Below are 16,569 nucleotides of genomic sequence, written 5' to 3'. Positions count from 1 at the left end.
TTTCTCTCCTCAATCGTATTGCAGCTTTCTCTCTAAATACTTGAACACCAGTGTCAGTCCGAATGCAATCAGCAAGTAGATCCCCGCCGCAATAAAAAACGGAATGATCGTGAAATCTCTATTGACGACGGTTTGTGCATAATGAAGCAGTTCCGGGACCGCGACCGCATACAACAGAGCCGTATCTTTAACAAGAGACACTGATTCATTGGCAATTGGCGGCAGCGTCACACGGAACATCTGCGGCAAAATTACACGTACGGTCGTCTGCCATTTGGACAAACCGAGTACTTGAGAAGCTTCATACTGTCCTTTATCGATGGAGATCAATCCGCCGCGGAATATTTCAGCGAAGTACGCAGCATAGTTCAGAATAAACGCGAGTGTCGCTGCGACGAAACGGTCGAGTACTAAAAACTCACCAATTACCGGCAGAAGTGGTAAACCAAAAACAAAGAACAGCAGCTGCAGTAACAAAGGGGTCCCACGCATGACATAAATATAAGTCTGCGCCAAATAAGAAATTGGTTTAATACTACTTCTTACGGCAAGTGTCAGTATGAACCCAAGCGGTATGGAAAGGACAATCGCAATTACAAATAACAGGACAGTCGCTTTGGCACCTTCCAGCATGGGAATCAGCATGGACATAAAATATTCATAGCTCATCAGTCAATTCCTCCAAAAAACCAATTGCGGTTTTATGTACTTCTTTTACAATAAAACCACCGGAAATCCTAACGGCAACTTCCGGCGGCATCACTTATTCTACATCTTAACGAAGAACTTTGTCTTCTCCGAACCATTCCTTGGAGATTTCAGCAGAAGTACCGTCTTCATTCATTTGATCTAATGCATTCTGGAGGCTTTCCAGCAGTTCTTCATTGCCTTTTTTTACTCCAATTCCGTATTCCTCCACTGCTAATGAGCCTTCAAGTTTTTTGAAGACATCCTTTTCTGTTGTCATGTAGTAATCGATGACGACTTCATCGATGATTACTGCATCCAGACGGCCTGTCTTTAAATCCGTTAATGCCAGCACATTATCCGCAAATTCGGTAACATTTTTTACTTTTTCATTGATTGAATGATTTTCCAGTGCCGGACCGGCAGATGACAGCGCCTGCAGGCCTACAGTTTTCCCAGCCAAATCCTCAAATGTTTCAATATCAGAACCCGCCAATGTAACGACCACTTGATTATTATCCAAGTACGGCTTTGTGAACAATACTTTTTCTTTACGCTCTTCTGTGATTGTATAGCCGTTCCAAATTAAATCAATACGGCCGCTGCTGAGTTCAGTTTCTTTTGTTTTCCAGTCAATTGGCTGGAATTTCGCAGCAGCACCCATATGTTCAGCAGCTGCTGTCGCCATATCGATATCAAATCCAACTAAGTTATTTTTATCATCACGGAATCCCATCGGTGCAAACTTGTCATCAACACCAATGATAATTTCTTTCGCTTCTTCTTTTCCTTTGTCATCTTTCGAGCTGTCCCCGGTCGAAGACTTGTCCGAACATCCTGCAATTACTAGGAACATTGCGGCAAACAGGAATGTAAACAGTATCTTTTTCATGTATTTTCCTCTTTTCTCAACTCTTTAGTACGTTAATGAGTTAGTATACTATAAAAATAACATTAGATGCATGAAATGAAAAGTACCTTGATAAAAAAAGATCGAGGAAAGTTCAATGGGGACGTACGAGACAGCCTGCCGCTCCGGATACAGACAGCGGCAAATACAAATAAAAGCTGAAGACACCCTAGTTTCCGGAATGTGTCTTCAGCTTTACAATTAACCTTCTGCTCTTTATCCATTACTTGCTTCTTCTGAACACTTTGTGACCGTCGTATGAAAAAACAAGTGGTTTGTTTTCGAGTACTGTCTCAATGTGCACTATGCGGCCCCACAGATGATGAATATGCGGCAAGACGTGTTCCAGGTACGGAAGATCAAGTTCGGTATCTTCATAGCGGTGTACGAGGTAGAGCTCGCCATTCCTCATATAATCACCGTCTTCTACTACAATATAAGGGAAACCGCCGTTGACGCGCTGTCCGATCAGCTGATTCCTGACCGCTTCAGCCTGCTTATCAGATATTTTATACTGATCATCCTGTTTCTTGAACACATACAGATCTTCCTGTTTGATTAAATCATCCGTCAGATAATTACGGATAAAGGACGTATCATTCTCAATTTCGCGTGCTTCGAATATTTTTTCACGTCCTGTAACAGCCTGCTCGCCTCTTTTGCCGGCTTCTGCCGCCAGCAGGTCATAACGCTTTTCTATATCCTCGTATATTTTAACTCCCAGATAATATGGATTGATTGAGGTCTTTGAAGGCTGAAGTACACTTGCATTAAGCTTAGCAAATTCTATTGTCTCCGCAGGCGTCAGATCCATCTGGCGCAGTATAGTCTGATGCCAGTAAGAAGCCCATCCTTCATTCATGATTTTTGTTTCCAGCTGCGGCCAGAAATACAGCATCTCCTCACGCAGCATCGTAAGAATATCCGATTGCCATTCGGTCAGGCTGCGGCTGTTTTCAAGAATAAAAAGCAATATGTCTTTTTCTTGGTTTCGCGGATTTTTTTTATGCATTTCAATCGCCTGCTGGCCCGGAATTTTCTTTTGATCCAGCTCCCATAAATCATCATATGCTGTCTTTCTCGGCTGCTGTACAGCGGAAGCAGACGGTATGACATCCCTCATAATACTCGGGTCGACGTGTTCCTGAATTGCCAGCACTGCATCCAGAAACGTTTCCACACGGCTCTTGCCGTGTCGGATTTCATAATCCGCGATTCTGTCTGCTGTTGCTGCCATACTCTCCACCATATCTTTTCGGGTCTTTGAGAAATAAATATTGTTCTTGAAAAAATCACAATGCGCCAGAACGTGCGCAATAATTAACTTATTTTGAATGAGACTATTTGTATTCAATAAAAATGCATAACAAGGGTTTGAATTAATGACCAGCTCATAAATCTTACTGAGCCCTACATCATACTGGAGCTTCATTTTGTGGAACTGCTTACCGAAACTCCAATGAGTAAAGCGGGTCGGCATTCCATAGGCACCGAATGTGTACAAAATATCGGCGGGACAAATTTCATAGCGCATCGGGTAAAAATCGAGTCCGTATCCGCTGGCAATCTCCGTGATCTCATCTATCGCATAGTGTAATGCCTGTTGATCGGTCAGCGTAATCCCTCCGTTCGCTTTTCGAAGAATTTCTTGAGCGCAAAGTAGACATCGCGGTTTTTCTGCAAAATGTAATAATTAAATTTGGGATGTTCGATTGATTTATAAGCAGACATCAATGTAGACATTCTGCGGTGTTCATTGACTTCCGCATAACCGAACATATTGGATATTGCCAATAATTCATCCACGTACTCCAAACATTTCTTGTTATCGCTTGTCATATTCTCACCGTCCGAAAAATGAACAGGATAAATATTATAACTTGCAGGAGGATAAGACTCTTTGATTACTTCCAGCGCCTTTACATAAGCTGACGAACATCTCGTTCCGCCGCTTTCCCCTTTATTGAAGAAATTATCTTCAGATACCACTTTTGCTTCCGTATGATGCGCTATGAATTCAATTTCGACGGTTTCGTATTTTGTACGCAGGAACTTCGTCATCCAAAAGAAGAAGCTGCGTGCCATATACTTTTCGAACTTGCCCATCGACCCGCTCGTATCCATCATGGCGATGACTACCGCTTTAGACTGCGGTTTCTCCACAGGGTTCCATGTTTTGAAGCGCAGGTCATCTTCCAGAATCGGTGCGATTTCCGCCTTTCCCTTCATCGCATTGCGTTTGATTGCTGATAATAGGGTCCGTTTCTTATCAATATTTCCGATCAGACCTTTTTTACGGATATCTGTAAAATCAATATCTTCAATTGTTGTGACGGATTGCTCTTTTTGCTCTAAGTGAGGCAGTTCCAATTCTTTGAAAAACATTTCTTCCAATTCTTCGATAGAAACTTCTGTTTCATAAATATCCTCGCCCGGCTGATCTCCTGCCTCTTTCCCTTTCCCCGGCTGCGCCTGCTTTTCACCCTGCGCCACTACATCCCCTACTTCGCTGTCGCCCTGCCCTTGGCCGACGTGCTTGGACTTGTCGTAGTTGTAGCGAATTTTAAATTCATCCAATGAACGAATCGGTATTTTCACCATGTCTTTTCCATTTGACAGTATGATGCTCTCTTCGCTGATTAAGTCGGGTAAATTACTTTGCAACACTTCATTTATTTTATCCAAATGGCGTTGCTGATCCTGATGGCCTTTGCGATGGAGTGACCAATTTTCTTCGGTAACAACGAATCGACTTTTCTGGTTTTCTTCCATTCGAATCCCCGCCTATCTCTCGAACAATTTGTTTCCTTATCATATGCGATAGAAGTTTGAATATTGACAAAATAAAAAGAGACCTCTTGTTTAAGAGGTCCCAGAATGAATTCAGATCAAACTATTTTCATAAAACACTGGCTGCAGTCTGCTTGCCTTCCCGCTATTCTCCATCTGGTTATCTGTTCAGCAAGCTCCCGACATAGCGCAGCAGTTCATTTGCGGAAACAGTATTATAACCGTGTTCGTCTACCAGACGGGCTACTACTTCATTCATTTTCTTCAATTGCGTCTCATCCGGTGTAGAGGAGGTTGTAGTGATTTTTACTACATCTTTCAAATCGGCGAAAAGCTTTTTCTGAATGGCTTCACGCAGCCGGTCATGCGAACGGTAGTCAAAGCGCTGACTTTTTCTGGCGTATGCTGAAATACGGATTAAAATCTCTTCACGGAAAGCTTTCTTTGCATTTTCCGAAATTCCAATCTGTTCTTCCAGCGAACGCATCAATTTTTCGTCGGGACTGACTTCTTCACCGGTAAGCGTATCCCGTAATTTATTTTTATTGCAGTAAGCTTCCACATTATCCAGGTAGTTATCCATCAGCGTCTTCGCTGATTCTTCATAGGAATAAACGAACGCTTTCTGCACTTCTTTTTTCGCAATTTCATCGTATTCTTTGCGTGCCATGGAAATGTAATTCATATACGTGTCACGGTCTTCGGCAGATATCGATGCGTGCTGATCAAAGCCGTCTTTTAACGAACGCAATACATCCAGCGCATTGATGCTCGGCACTTCTTTTCGAATGATTGCGGAGGAAATGCGGTTAATGACATAGCGCGGGTCGATTCCATCCATACCTTCGTCAATGAATTCGTTTTTCAGTTCTTCAGTATCTGCATTATTAAACCCTTCCACATTCTGTCCATCATACAGACGCAGCTTCTTCAAGCGGTCGACTCCTTGTTTTTTAGAAGCTTTCAAACGCGTCAATACAGAGAATATCGCAGCTACGCGCAGTGCATGCGGTGCAATATGGACGTGAGCCATATCACTGTCGCGAATCATTTTTTCGTAGATTTTTTCCTCAGCACTTACTTTCAAATTATATGGAATCGGAATGACAATCAACCGTGAATGCAGCGCTTCATTCTTTTTGTTGCTGATAAAGGAACGGTATTCCGTTTCATTTGTATGCGCGACAATCAATTCATCTGCACTAATCAGCGCAAAGCGGCCTGCTTTGAAATTCCCTTCCTGTGTCAGGGATAATAAATGCCAAAGGAACTTTTCATCGAGCTTCAGCATTTCCTGGAATTCCATCATGCCGCGATTCGCTTTATTTAACTCTCCGTCAAACCGATAAGCGCGGGGATCTGATTCGGAACCAAATTCGGCTATCGTTGAGAAATCGATGCTTCCTGTCAGATCAGCAATATCCTGTGATTTTGGGTCAGATGGAGTGAAAGTCCCGATTCCCACTCTTCGGTCTTCAGACAGCAGGATACGCTCCACCAGGACATCTTCAATCTTTCCGTCATATTCTTCTTCCAGACGCAGCTGATTAAGAGGCGACAAGCTGCCTTCTACACGTATGCCGTACTCTTCAAAGAATGACTCCCGCAGCGGGTTGGGGATGAGATGCAGCGGATCTTCATGCATCGGACAGCCTTTAATTGCGTACACTGCCCCTTCATCTGTGCGTGAGTACGCTTCCAGCCCGCGCTTGAGCATCGTAACAATAGTTGATTTACCGCCGCTGACAGGGCCCATGAGCAACAGCACCCGTTTCTTTACGTCCAAACGTTTTGCCGCAGGATGAAAGTATTCCTCCACCAGACGCTCGATCGATTCTTCAAGACCAAATAATTCTTCATTAAAGAAATTATAGACTTTCTTGCCGTCGTGCTTTTCGATTCCTGCACTTTTGATCATTTCATAAATACGTGAATGGGCAGTTTGCGCAACTTCTTTGCGCTCTTTTAACAGCTCCAGGTATTCCATAAACGTGCCTTCCCACTTCAACTCATTTTCTTCTTTGCGATAATTATGCAACTGACGAATGATATCCAACATATCTCCTCCAATTAGGCTATGATGTATCATCGTATGCCCGGGAAGTAAAAATGATTCATCCCTCTTCCTAGAGAGAAAAATGAAACTCTTATAATTCATCCTTCTTTCTTCGTTTAAATTCCGTTAAGATAGTACATATCGGATTTGGAAAAGGGGAGTGTTATGAACAAGCAGCATAAAAAAGAGACGATCGGGCATCTGCTCAGACGCTATGTATTTATTTCAATCGGTGTAGTCATCACCGCCATTGCATTAGATTTATTTTTGATCCCGAATTCCGTGATTGACGGAGGAATTATTGGAATTGCCCTTATATTAAACTTCATCACAAAAATACCGTTCGGGATTTTGATTTTGCTCTTAAATTTACCTTTTCTGTTTTTCGGGTATAAACATATCGGGAAAAATTTCTTTTTCTCCTCATCCTATGCTATTGCATTACTTGCCATTGTAGAGATTCCGCTAAAAAATGTCGGACCGTTCGTTACGGATTCATTGCTTGCCACTGTGTTTGGCGGTCTGCTGCTCGGGGCCGGTGTGGGAACCATCATCCGAAATGGCGGTGCGCTAGACGGCACGGAAATTTTAGGCATCTTATTGACGAAAAAAATTCCGTACAGTGTCGGAGAATTTGTTATGTTCTTCAACCTCTTCATCTTCGGCTGGGCAGGGTTTGTGCTTGGCCCGGAAAAAGCTATGTACTCCATCATTACCTATTATATCGCCTCAAAAGCAATCGATATCGTCATACAGGGACTGGATGAAACAAAGGCTGTCTTTATCATTTCAGATGAATACGAAGAGCTTGGCGAGGCGATTCGTCTGCGGCTTGGAAGAAGTATTACAAAACTGCACGGCCGCGGCGGCTACACAGATAATGAAAAAGACGTCATCTACGTCGTAGTGACACGGCTGGAAATTTCAAAACTGAAACAGATTACGACCGATATAGACCCGTCTGCATTTCTGACGATTATGAACACGCAGGAAACGCACGGGGCCACTTTCAAATCACCCATACACTAAAAAAACCGTCATCCAATGACATCGGATGACGGTTTTTTCTATTACTGGAAAACGATTGTTTTATTGTTCTCTACAATTACACGGTCTTCCAGATGCCATTTCACCGCGCGGGCAAGGACACGCCGCTCGATAGTACGTCCAATCTTCTTCAGCTGGGCTACATCGTCCCGGTGATCTACCCGTTCGATATCCTGCTCAATGATCGGACCTTCATCCAGATCATTCGTTACGTAGTGCGATGTCGCACCAATCAATTTTACACCGCGCCCAAACGCTCTCTCATATGGGCGTGCGCCGATAAATGCCGGTAAAAATGAATGGTGGATATTGATGATCTGATTTGGAAAGTGACTGACAAAATCAGGCGTCAGAATTTGCATATAACGCGCTAAAACCAGTACGTCGACATCGTATTCCTCCATCAGCCTGATCTGCTGCTGCTCTACTTCTTGGCGGATATCTTTATTTGCAGGAATGTAGTGAAAAGGGATGCCAAGTGCTTCTACCATACCGCGTGCATCTTCATGGTTACTGATGACGACCACGATATCCGTATTCAAATCACCGTTTTGCCACTCCCAAAGAAGCTCCATTAAGCAATACGGCTCTTTAGAAACGAAGATTGCTGTCCGTTTCAGCTCTACTGCATAGGAAAATTTATAATCTAATTCATGCTGGGCTGCAATTTCCTCAAAATCTGCCTCAATCTCTTCTTTCTTTTCAAGCAAATGATCCAAGTGGAATTCGATGCGAAGATAGAACATGCCGCCTTCAGGATCAGTTGAGTATTGGCTGGACTCTACAATATTTGCGCCGTGTTTCAGCAAAAAAGTAGAAACTGCAGAAACAATTCCCGGTCTGTCCGAGCATTTAACAAGCAGTCTGCCGATATTTTTCAATGATGCGGATTGTTCTTTTAAATGTGAAGCTATTTTACTCTGTGTTGACATTTTTCCATCTCCTACTAATAAAGTTACTTAATGAATAAGTTCCCCGGCCCAAATGGCCAGGGAACGGGTGAACTATTACGTTACAGTATGAAGCAAATTCGCCGGTTTCGCAAAGTTTTGTTACTCTGAAGAATCCTCCAGGCCTTTACCCATTCCCTTGAGGAAGTTCAGACCGAATGTTAACGCACGATTTATATCAGGATCATTCATCGATTTCATCAGCTGAAGCAGACTTATTTTCTGTCCTTCTGCATTTCCCTGTTCCGCTTCAGATAAGCCCTTTTGAACACTTTGAGATAATTGTTTAACGGTTGCCGGATCCAAAGCGGTCAGCACGCCGGCGCCGGCCATCAAATTATTGAGCATATTCGTTACAGGCTCCCTTGATACTTGACCCAGCGCTATTCCGGTGATCTTTTCTTTTGATTGAAGCATGGCCTGCAATGCATCCAATGCTCCAATCTTATGAAGTTCACCTGTAAGCTCCATCACTTTCTGCAAAGACTCTTCCTGTTCTGCAATTTGTTTCTGCAATTCGGCCAGTTTCTCCTGCTGCACTTCCATTTCCGAACGTTCTTTTCTTTTAATAGAAGTTATTGGTGCTGCCATTCACATTCACCTCACTGTTTATCGGTCTGTTAATTGAACATACCCTGGACGGTTCCATTTACGCTGCACTTCCACGCCGTTTTGCGGATGGCGCTTCTTATCGCGATGATTACTCTTCGGCAATGGATTATCTCCCTGCTTTTCAAGAACTTCCATCCGCACTTTGGTCTGCTTGTATGCCGGCGTGTTTGTTCGCTCATCTGTTGCCGGGCCGGTCAAGAAATTAATTGCTGATTCTTTTTCCACTGAATTCATAGGTAAGAATAATTCATTCTTCTGTACTCTGTCCGTGACAAGTGCAGGCAGCTTAACCGCACCGTACGGCGATATCAATCTGACATACGTACCTGTTTCCACTCCCCGTTCACTAGCCAGTTCGGGAGAGATTTCCACATAAATATTCGGTACCTTTTCTTGAATTCCTTCTGATTTATTGGTCATATTTCCTTCATGGAAGTGCTCAAGCATACGTCCATTATTAATATGAAGATCAAATTCATCAGGAAATTTCACAGGCTCTACCCAATCTGATAATGCAAAGCGGGCTTTTTTGTCAGGGAAATTGAACCCTTCGGTATAAAGCAGCGGAGTACTCTTTCCTTCAAGACTGCCCCATAGGAAACTGCCCCAATCTTCCAGCACTTCATAGGAAGCTTCGCCGAACATTGGACTCAAACTTGCCATTTCAGCGAAAATCTCACTTGGATGCGTGTAATTCCAGTCAGCGCCTAATCTATTCGCAACTTCCTGGATAATCCACCAGTCCTGCCGTGAATCACCTTTATTCGGCAGCGCTTTATACAGTCTTTGTACCCTGCGCTCGGTATTCGTGAACGTACCGTCTTTCTCAAGTGATGGCACGGCGGGCAATATCACATCCGCATATTGTGCAGTACGTGAGAAGAAAATATCCTGAACAACGAGAAAATCCAGCTTCGACAGAACGTCATGAACATAGTTCGCATTGGAGTCTACAAGCGCCATATCTTCCCCGACAATATACATTCCTTTCATTACCCCGTCATCAATTGAATGCAGCATTTGAATATTATCGAGTCCAGGTTTACCTTCTATTTCCACACCATACGCGCGCTCAAATTTCTCTCTTGCCGCGTCGTCCGTAATATGCTGATAGCCTGGCAGCCAGCCCGGAAGACTTCCCATGTCGCAGGCACCTTGGACGTTGTTGTGACCGCGAAGCGGATACGCACCTGCACCCGGACGGCGGTAATTCCCAGTAGCCAGCAGCAAATTGGAAATTGCTGCAGAGGTATCCGAACCGCCCGTATTCTGTGTCACACCCATCCCCCATAAGATACACGTGCCGTCTGCATCGCGGATCATTTCCGCAGTGCGGATGAGTACGTCTTTTGAAATACCTGTCACTTCTTCCGCGTATTCCAACGTATAGCGGTTTAATACTTCGTTAAAGTCTTCAAAGTGCAAAACATTCTCTTCGATAAATTGCTGGTCGTGCCAGCCCTGGTCAATCAGATATTTCGTTACTGCCATCAGCCATACCTGATCCGTCCCTTGCTGCGGTGTCATAAAGATATCTGCGCGTTCCGCCATCTCGTGCTTTCTGAGATCCGCCACGATTAGCTTTTGGCCATGAAGTTTATGCGCTCTCTTAACGCGTGTCGCAAGAACAGGATGTCCTTCTGCGGGATTGGCACCGACAATGATGACGAGGCCTGCTTCTGCAATATCTTTAATTGTGCCGGCATCCCCGCCCATCCCTACTGTACGGAACAATCCGTCTGTAGCCGGAGATTGGCAATAGCGCGAACAGTTATCTACGTTATTCGTACCGAACACCTGCCGGGCAAATTTTTGGATGACATAGTTCTCTTCATTCGTAATTTTAGATGAAGAGATGATGCCTACCCCATCCTTTCCATGCTCATCACGTATTTTACCGAGGTTTTTCGCGACCAGATCCAATGCCTCATCCCATGACGCCTCTACAAAGTCCTCGCCTTTACGAATAAGCGGGGCCGTAATGCGCTCTTCACTGTTAACGAAATCCCAGCCGAACTTCCCTTTGACACATGTAGATATTTGATTGACCGGTGCATCAGAAACCGGCTGGATTTTCAATATAGTTCGATCTTTCGTCCATACTTCGAACGAACAGCCTACACCGCAAAAAGTGCAAACCGTTTTGGTTTTATCAATCTTCGGCTCTCTCATCGCAGCTTCCACATCGGAAATTGCCATGATGCTGCTGTAACCCGGTTCCACTTCTTTAATTAAATCGATCATCGGATCCAATAGCTCATCATCCATTTTCGTCAGGAATCCTGCTTCACCCAGCATCGTTTTTTCCATGAGTGCGTTACACGGACAAACCGTGATACAATGGCCGCAGCCTACGCAGGACGATTCATTGATCTTCGCACCGCCGTCCCATAAAACGATTGGACGGTCACGTTCCCAGTCGATAGAAAGTGTTTCATTAACCTGCAGGTTTTGGCACACTTCCACACACTGGCCGCATGCGATACACTGATTCGGGTCATAGCGGTAGAATGGATGCGTGAAGTCTACTGCATCTTTTGAACACTTTGGCTCATAAGGATATTTTTGTTCTTCCACTCCCATGAGTGCCACTGTATTATGTACTTTGCAGTTTCCATTATTATTGTCGCAGACAGTACAATACAGCAAATGGTTTTCTAAAATTCGGTCCATCGCCTCGGTCTGTGCAGCTTTCGCACGGGGAGATGCTAATTTCACATCCATGCCGTCCACTGCCTTCGTAGAACAGGCACGCGTGAGTTCGCCATTTACTTCCACGATACATGTATCACATGTCTCAATGGGGTCTACTTCAGGCAAATGACAAATTTGCGGATGCTCGATGTTGTTTGCATTAATCACCTGAATAAGTGTCGACCCCGGCTGGAAATCAAACAGCTTATCGTTTATTGATATTGACATACAGGCGCCCTCCTTCTCAAATAAAAATCCACCATAAAAAAACCGTCAGTGCGGTAATTTTTATGGTGGAATAGTTTCTTAACAGGACTTGCTAAAGAACCAATCCATACTTATTATATCAAGTAGGCTGATGAACCCCCGGCAATCGCATACTGGAGTTTCATCAATTCTGTATTTAGTATAAAGTAATAGAGCACATTATACAATGCCTAATGACGAGAAATTAGACTATTCTGCCAATAAGAGTAAGGAAGTGTCCTATGAAAAAAATTCATGAGTTTAATGATGTGATCCGGAGACTGCGCAAAGATCTATTCGGTAAAGGACCAGAGCGTATTCATACGGTATTTATTGATAATATGGCGGTGTCTACCCTGTACGGCAATTTGACACCGACTGAAAAGTTTATTGCTGGCACTGAGGACGGCAAAGAGATGGTGCACCGCGCGCGCACGAGCATGATTCAGGCTGTTTATGATAAAGAACCGCCCGCAGGCCTGGAAGAACTTGTCGATGCGAAGTTTCTGCACTTATTCAGCGATTTTAAAATTGACGATGACATAGCGGTATCGGTTTTTTTATTCGATCGTTCGATTGATTGAAGGGAGGCAGCATCATGGAGCTGCAGCAGCAACGTTCTATTATTCGTTTTCAGGACGGCGAAATTTTGAAAAAAGATGACCGTGTGGCAATAGAATATGCGATCACTATAAAGCTGAATGGAAAAGAATTTGCAACAATCGTCTGTACGCCTGAATACATTGAAGATATGACAGTCGGCTTTCTTGCCTCAGAAGGTGTCGTACCGAAATGGGCGCACATTAAAGATATCCGATTGGATCTCAAAAATGGCTTTATTCATATCGAAACGGAAAAAGTTTATCCTTTCTTTGAACAATTGCAGAACAAGCGTTATATTACATCGTGCTGCGGCATGAGCAGACAAGGATTCATTTTCGCAAGTGATGCATTAACCGCAAAAAAAATGGACAGCGTTTCGGTTCATCTTACACCTGCTCAAATATTTTCACGGATGAATGAAATGGAAGAACAGGCAGACATGTTCCGCCATACTGGCGGTGTCCACAATGCAGCATTATGTGCGCCTGATCAGCTGCTGCTGTCTCGCATGGACATCGGCCGGCATAATGCACTGGATAAAATTTATGGCCATTGTTTGAAAAACGATATTTCCGTTCGCGATAAAATTATTGTGTTCAGCGGGCGAATCTCTTCTGAAATTTTATTGAAAGTCGCGAAGATCGGCTGTGAAATCGTATTATCTAAATCTGCACCGACCGAGCTGGCCCTGTCTTTAGCGGATGACCTTGGCATTACAACTGTCGGTTTCATTCGCGGCAAGTCTTTTAATGTCTATACTCACCCTGGTCGGATCCGATGGAATGAAGAGTGAAGTATTTCCCTGCTTATGTGAGAGAATACTAAACGGCTTCGCAATGAAAAGCATAAATCACATCACGCAACAAAATAAAAAGACAGCACCTGTCATTCTTTCTGCATGAATGACGGGTGCTGTTTTATTTTTCGGTCTGATTAAATGTGTCTCCGCCTTTAATCGTACCCAGTTCAAATCCGTGCTCAAACCAGTACATGCGTTGTTTTGCCGTGCCGTGCGTAAAACTTTCGGGCACTACATATCCCCTTGCACGTTTTTGAATCGTATCATCTCCTACGGCACTTGCTGCTGTAATAGCCTCCTGTAAATCACCCTGTTCCAAATATCCGCGCCCTTGCGCATGATGTGCCCATACGCCCGCAAAATAATCTGCCTGCAATTCAAATCTCACCAAATATTTATTGAATTCTTCTTCGCTCATTTTTTGGCGTAATGGCATCACTTGCTCTGAAATTCCCAGCAATGTCTGCACGTGGTGCCCCACCTCATGTGCAACGACATAAGCCATTGCAAAATCACCCGGCGCTTTAAATGAATTTTGCAATTCATTGTAAAATGCTAAGTCAATATACAATTTCTGATCTCCGGGACAGTAGAATGGGCCGGCAGCTGCGCTTCCAAATCCACAGGCAGTCTGTACTTGTCCAGAATAAAGCACGAGCGTGGGATTCTCATATTGCAGTCCTTCGCGCGCAAACAGCTCTGACCAAATATCTTCAGTATCCGCCAATACAACTGACACAAAATCCGCCAGCTCTTTATCCTGTGCTGTTTCGACGTATGGCTCATCAGGAGCTGCCGGGCTGCTGTCCAAAAGGTCTCCGGGGTTACCTCCTAACAGCAGAAAAAGAATAATACCTACGATGCCAAGGCCTCCGCCGCCTAAAGCAATCGCTCCCCCTCCTCTGCTTCTGCCTCTGCGGTCTTCCACATTTGTACTTTTTCTGCGTCCGTCTGTTTTCAATATCTATGCCCCCGTTCCTTCTTTTACTCATCGGAAATATTTCATTATGTAGACTGTACTTGCTTACATTGTACCCATCTTTACAATTCAGCAAACTAGACGGCAAGACAAATCGAAGCGGTTCTTTGCAGATATTCGGCAGATAACTATTCCACACGCTCTGTTTTTCATATATACTTTACTTTAGGGTTGTAAATTAATGAAGGAGTGATTTTGTTGAATAGTCAAAAGGCTGTCTATAATTTTAATGCGGGTCCATCCGCTCTTCCAAGAGAAGTACTGGACAAAGCACAAGCTGAACTTGTGAATTTTAAAAAATCCGGGATGTCCATTATGGAAATGAGTCACCGCAGTGCAACATATGAGGAAGTACATAATCAAGCAATTCAGCGTTTACGTTCTTTATTCTCCATTCCTGAAAACTATGAAGTCCTATTTTTACAGGGCGGGGCAAGTCTCCAATTTGCCATGGTCCCAATGAACTTCCTGCCTGAAGGAAAAAAGGCCGGCTATATCATGTCTGGTGCCTGGTCAGATAAAGCATTAAAAGAAGCAAAGACAATCGGTGATGTATACGAAGCAGCTTCCACAAAAGATACAAACTATAACCATGTTCCATCCGCCGAGGAAATCAAATACAACGAAACGGATGCTTATGTTCATATTACATCCAACAATACCATTTTCGGCACACAGTTCCATGAGTTCCCGTCTATCGGCAATGTTCCGTTGATTGCTGATATGTCCAGCGATATTTTGTCCCGACCTCTTGACGTCAGTAAATTTGGTATGATTTATGCCGGGGCTCAGAAAAACCTTGGTCCATCAGGTGTTACAGTTGCTGTCATTCGCAAAGATCTGCTGGAGGATGCCAACAGCGGAATTCCGGCCATCTTAAAATACAGCACGCATGCGTCTAACAATTCTTTATACAATACACCGCCGTCTTTCGGAATTTATATGCTGGGCGAAGTATTGGGCTGGATGGAGCAGCAGGGCGGACTGGAGCAAATTGCAAAACGAAATGAAGAAAAAGCAAATCTGATCTATGACGTAATCGATAACAGCAATGATTTTTATACAGGACACGCTGAAAAAAGCAGTCGTTCACTTATGAACATCACATTCCGCGTAGCAGATGAAGAATTGGAAAAGCAATTCTTGCAGGAAGCAAAGGAAGCTGGATTCGTCGGATTAAACGGCCACCGTTCTGTCGGCGGATGCCGGGCATCAGTTTATAACGCAGTGCCGTATGAAGCCTGCCGGGCATTACAGCAATTCATGCTTGACTTCCAGAAAAAACATCAATAAAAAAATAGACCCAGCCGCTTCTGTTAAGAAGAGGCCGGGTCTTTAATTTTCCCTATTGAAAATACATCTGAAAATGCCATTTCCAGCGAACTGAACGTTTGAACATTCGTGAAATCCAGGCCAAGCTCTGTAGAAGCATGGGCAATTTCTGGCCGAATCCCTGTAATTGTAGTTCGTGTGCCTAATAAAGAAAGGACCTGTGTGATTTGAAAAATCTTCTGGGCCACCAACGTGTCAATTACTGTCACCCCGGACAAATCAAGGAATACATGCTCAATATCTAATTCCAAACTCCTTTTTGGAATACTTTCCAGCATAATCCGCGCGCGTAGCACATCCATATCCCCCACTAAAGGCACGATTCCGATCTTATCCGTAATTTTAATAACAGGTGCGCTCAACTCATTGATCAGGCTTTGCTGTATAGCAAACTTGCTGTTCATGTATTGATTATAAGTTTCCGCAAAGCTTACATAAATTTCGTCAAAAGCATTACTTAATGTGTCACTCCAGCGCATATAATCTTTCATCGTAATTTCGTCTTCATGAAGTGTATAAAACTCTTTTATGAAGCGCCAATGCGTTAAGCGGACTTTGCTTAATGCGTCAATCACATCTTCAACAGGTGTGTTGCTGTTGACTCTGCTGAGGGCGACTACTGCAGCCCACTTCTTTTTATTTGCCGCAAATACATCCGGATTGCCGAGCAAGCTGCTGGTAACTGTCAAATTTGTCAGTTCATTCTGTTCACGAAGTGTTTCTACAGTCCGCGAATCGGCATCAAGAGAGTATATGGAGTCGTTTTCAACCGCCCTCATCGCCAGCCACTCATTTGTGATTTCCGGGGATTTATCTAGTAAATATTCATAAAGCTTACTGTCAAGCTGCCTCATCTTTTGTCCT

General features: G+C 43.8%; 14 protein-coding genes. 4 read left to right on the top strand and 10 right to left on the bottom strand.

Annotated features, from left to right (window positions below):
- Positions 1-9: 9 nt before the first annotated feature.
- The 5 genes from SporoP33_RS14885 to SporoP33_RS14865 all read right to left on the bottom strand — a co-directional run bounded on the left by SporoP33_RS14885 (position 10) and on the right by SporoP33_RS14865 (position 6,446).
- Positions 10-669, bottom strand: coding sequence for an amino acid ABC transporter permease (locus SporoP33_RS14885; RefSeq protein ID WP_081244459.1), 660 nt, complete (start codon positions 667-669; stop codon positions 10-12).
- Positions 670-775: 106 nt separating this feature from the next.
- Positions 776-1,579, bottom strand: coding sequence for an amino acid ABC transporter substrate-binding protein (locus SporoP33_RS14880; RefSeq protein ID WP_081244458.1), 804 nt, complete (start codon positions 1,577-1,579; stop codon positions 776-778).
- Positions 1,580-1,820: 241 nt separating this feature from the next.
- Positions 1,821-3,212: a SpoVR family protein gene (locus tag SporoP33_RS14875; RefSeq protein WP_369821987.1), complete on the bottom strand. Its 1,392-nt coding sequence runs from the start codon at positions 3,210-3,212 to the stop codon at positions 1,821-1,823.
- Positions 3,209-4,369 carry a sporulation protein YhbH gene (yhbH, locus tag SporoP33_RS14870; protein ID WP_081244456.1) on the bottom strand — a complete coding sequence of 387 codons (1,161 nt, stop codon included), beginning with the start codon at positions 4,367-4,369 and terminating at the stop codon, positions 3,209-3,211. The genes SporoP33_RS14875 and yhbH overlap by 4 nt, the downstream gene beginning before the upstream one ends.
- A gap of 178 nt (positions 4,370-4,547) precedes the next feature.
- Positions 4,548-6,446, bottom strand: coding sequence for a PrkA family serine protein kinase (locus SporoP33_RS14865; RefSeq protein ID WP_369821938.1), 1,899 nt, complete (start codon positions 6,444-6,446; stop codon positions 4,548-4,550).
- Positions 6,447-6,608: 162 nt separating this feature from the next.
- Here SporoP33_RS14865 and SporoP33_RS14860 point away from each other — a divergent pair, with 162 nt between their 5' ends.
- Positions 6,609-7,472 (top strand): YitT family protein, encoded by an 864-nt coding sequence (locus SporoP33_RS14860; RefSeq protein WP_081244454.1) that lies wholly within the window; start codon positions 6,609-6,611, stop codon positions 7,470-7,472.
- Positions 7,473-7,513: 41 nt separating this feature from the next.
- On the opposite strand, the gene purU is transcribed toward SporoP33_RS14860, so the two are convergent.
- From purU to fdhF, 3 genes are all read right to left on the bottom strand, one after another.
- A complete protein-coding gene (purU, locus tag SporoP33_RS14855) occupies positions 7,514-8,422 on the bottom strand; it encodes a formyltetrahydrofolate deformylase (protein ID WP_081244453.1) in 909 nt (302 codons plus the stop codon).
- A 120-nt stretch (positions 8,423-8,542) separates the two neighbouring features.
- A complete protein-coding gene (locus SporoP33_RS14850; protein WP_081244452.1) occupies positions 8,543-9,031 on the bottom strand; it encodes a helical membrane plugin domain-containing protein in 489 nt (162 codons plus the stop codon).
- Between the two features lie 18 nt (positions 9,032-9,049).
- Positions 9,050-11,974, bottom strand: a complete 2,925-nt coding sequence (fdhF, locus tag SporoP33_RS14845; protein WP_081244451.1) for a formate dehydrogenase subunit alpha — start codon at positions 11,972-11,974, stop codon at positions 9,050-9,052.
- 260 nt (positions 11,975-12,234) lie between these two features.
- Between fdhF and SporoP33_RS14840 the strand changes: the two genes are divergently transcribed.
- Both SporoP33_RS14840 and fdhD read left to right on the top strand, forming a co-directional pair.
- A complete protein-coding gene (locus SporoP33_RS14840) occupies positions 12,235-12,576 on the top strand; it encodes a Na-translocating system protein MpsC family protein (RefSeq protein ID WP_081244450.1) in 342 nt (113 codons plus the stop codon).
- Between the two features lie 11 nt (positions 12,577-12,587).
- Positions 12,588-13,388, top strand: coding sequence for a formate dehydrogenase accessory sulfurtransferase FdhD (fdhD, locus tag SporoP33_RS14835; RefSeq protein WP_143565449.1), 801 nt, complete (start codon positions 12,588-12,590; stop codon positions 13,386-13,388).
- Positions 13,389-13,512: 124 nt separating this feature from the next.
- On the opposite strand, the gene SporoP33_RS14830 is transcribed toward fdhD, so the two are convergent.
- Positions 13,513-14,355 carry a KPN_02809 family neutral zinc metallopeptidase gene (locus SporoP33_RS14830; protein ID WP_081244448.1) on the bottom strand — a complete coding sequence of 281 codons (843 nt, stop codon included), beginning with the start codon at positions 14,353-14,355 and terminating at the stop codon, positions 13,513-13,515.
- A 213-nt stretch (positions 14,356-14,568) separates the two neighbouring features.
- Between SporoP33_RS14830 and serC the strand changes: the two genes are divergently transcribed.
- Positions 14,569-15,666: a 3-phosphoserine/phosphohydroxythreonine transaminase gene (gene serC / locus SporoP33_RS14825; protein WP_369821937.1), complete on the top strand. Its 1,098-nt coding sequence runs from the start codon at positions 14,569-14,571 to the stop codon at positions 15,664-15,666.
- Between the two features lie 23 nt (positions 15,667-15,689).
- On the opposite strand, the gene SporoP33_RS14820 is transcribed toward serC, so the two are convergent.
- Entirely contained in the window at positions 15,690-16,559 is an 870-nt protein-coding gene (locus SporoP33_RS14820; protein WP_081244446.1) for an STAS domain-containing protein, read from the bottom strand.
- Between the last annotated feature and the right edge of the window lie 10 nt (positions 16,560-16,569).

The sequence above is a fragment of the Sporosarcina sp. P33 genome (genome assembly GCF_002077155.1).
Lineage (GTDB): Bacteria > Bacillota > Bacilli > Bacillales_A > Planococcaceae > Sporosarcina.
This window is presented reverse-complemented; position numbering and strand designations above follow the sequence as displayed.

Excerpts from the sequence above, each read along its gene's own strand:
- SporoP33_RS14885 (WP_081244459.1), bottom strand. The coding sequence starts at position 669 with ATGAGCTATGAATATTTTATGTCCATGCTGATTCCCATGCTGGAAGGT.
- SporoP33_RS14880 (WP_081244458.1), bottom strand. The coding sequence starts at position 1,579 with ATGAAAAAGATACTGTTTACATTCCTGTTTGCCGCAATGTTCCTAGTA.
- yhbH (WP_081244456.1), bottom strand. The coding sequence starts at position 4,369 with ATGGAAGAAAACCAGAAAAGTCGATTCGTTGTTACCGAAGAAAATTGG.
- SporoP33_RS14865 (WP_369821938.1), bottom strand. The coding sequence starts at position 6,446 with ATGTTGGATATCATTCGTCAGTTGCATAATTATCGCAAAGAAGAAAAT.
- SporoP33_RS14860 (WP_081244454.1), top strand. The coding sequence starts at position 6,609 with ATGAACAAGCAGCATAAAAAAGAGACGATCGGGCATCTGCTCAGACGC.
- purU (WP_081244453.1), bottom strand. The coding sequence starts at position 8,422 with ATGTCAACACAGAGTAAAATAGCTTCACATTTAAAAGAACAATCCGCA.
- SporoP33_RS14850 (WP_081244452.1), bottom strand. The coding sequence starts at position 9,031 with ATGGCAGCACCAATAACTTCTATTAAAAGAAAAGAACGTTCGGAAATG.
- fdhF (WP_081244451.1), bottom strand. The coding sequence starts at position 11,974 with ATGTCAATATCAATAAACGATAAGCTGTTTGATTTCCAGCCGGGGTCG.
- SporoP33_RS14840 (WP_081244450.1), top strand. The coding sequence starts at position 12,235 with ATGAAAAAAATTCATGAGTTTAATGATGTGATCCGGAGACTGCGCAAA.
- SporoP33_RS14820 (WP_081244446.1), bottom strand. The coding sequence starts at position 16,559 with ATGAGGCAGCTTGACAGTAAGCTTTATGAATATTTACTAGATAAATCC.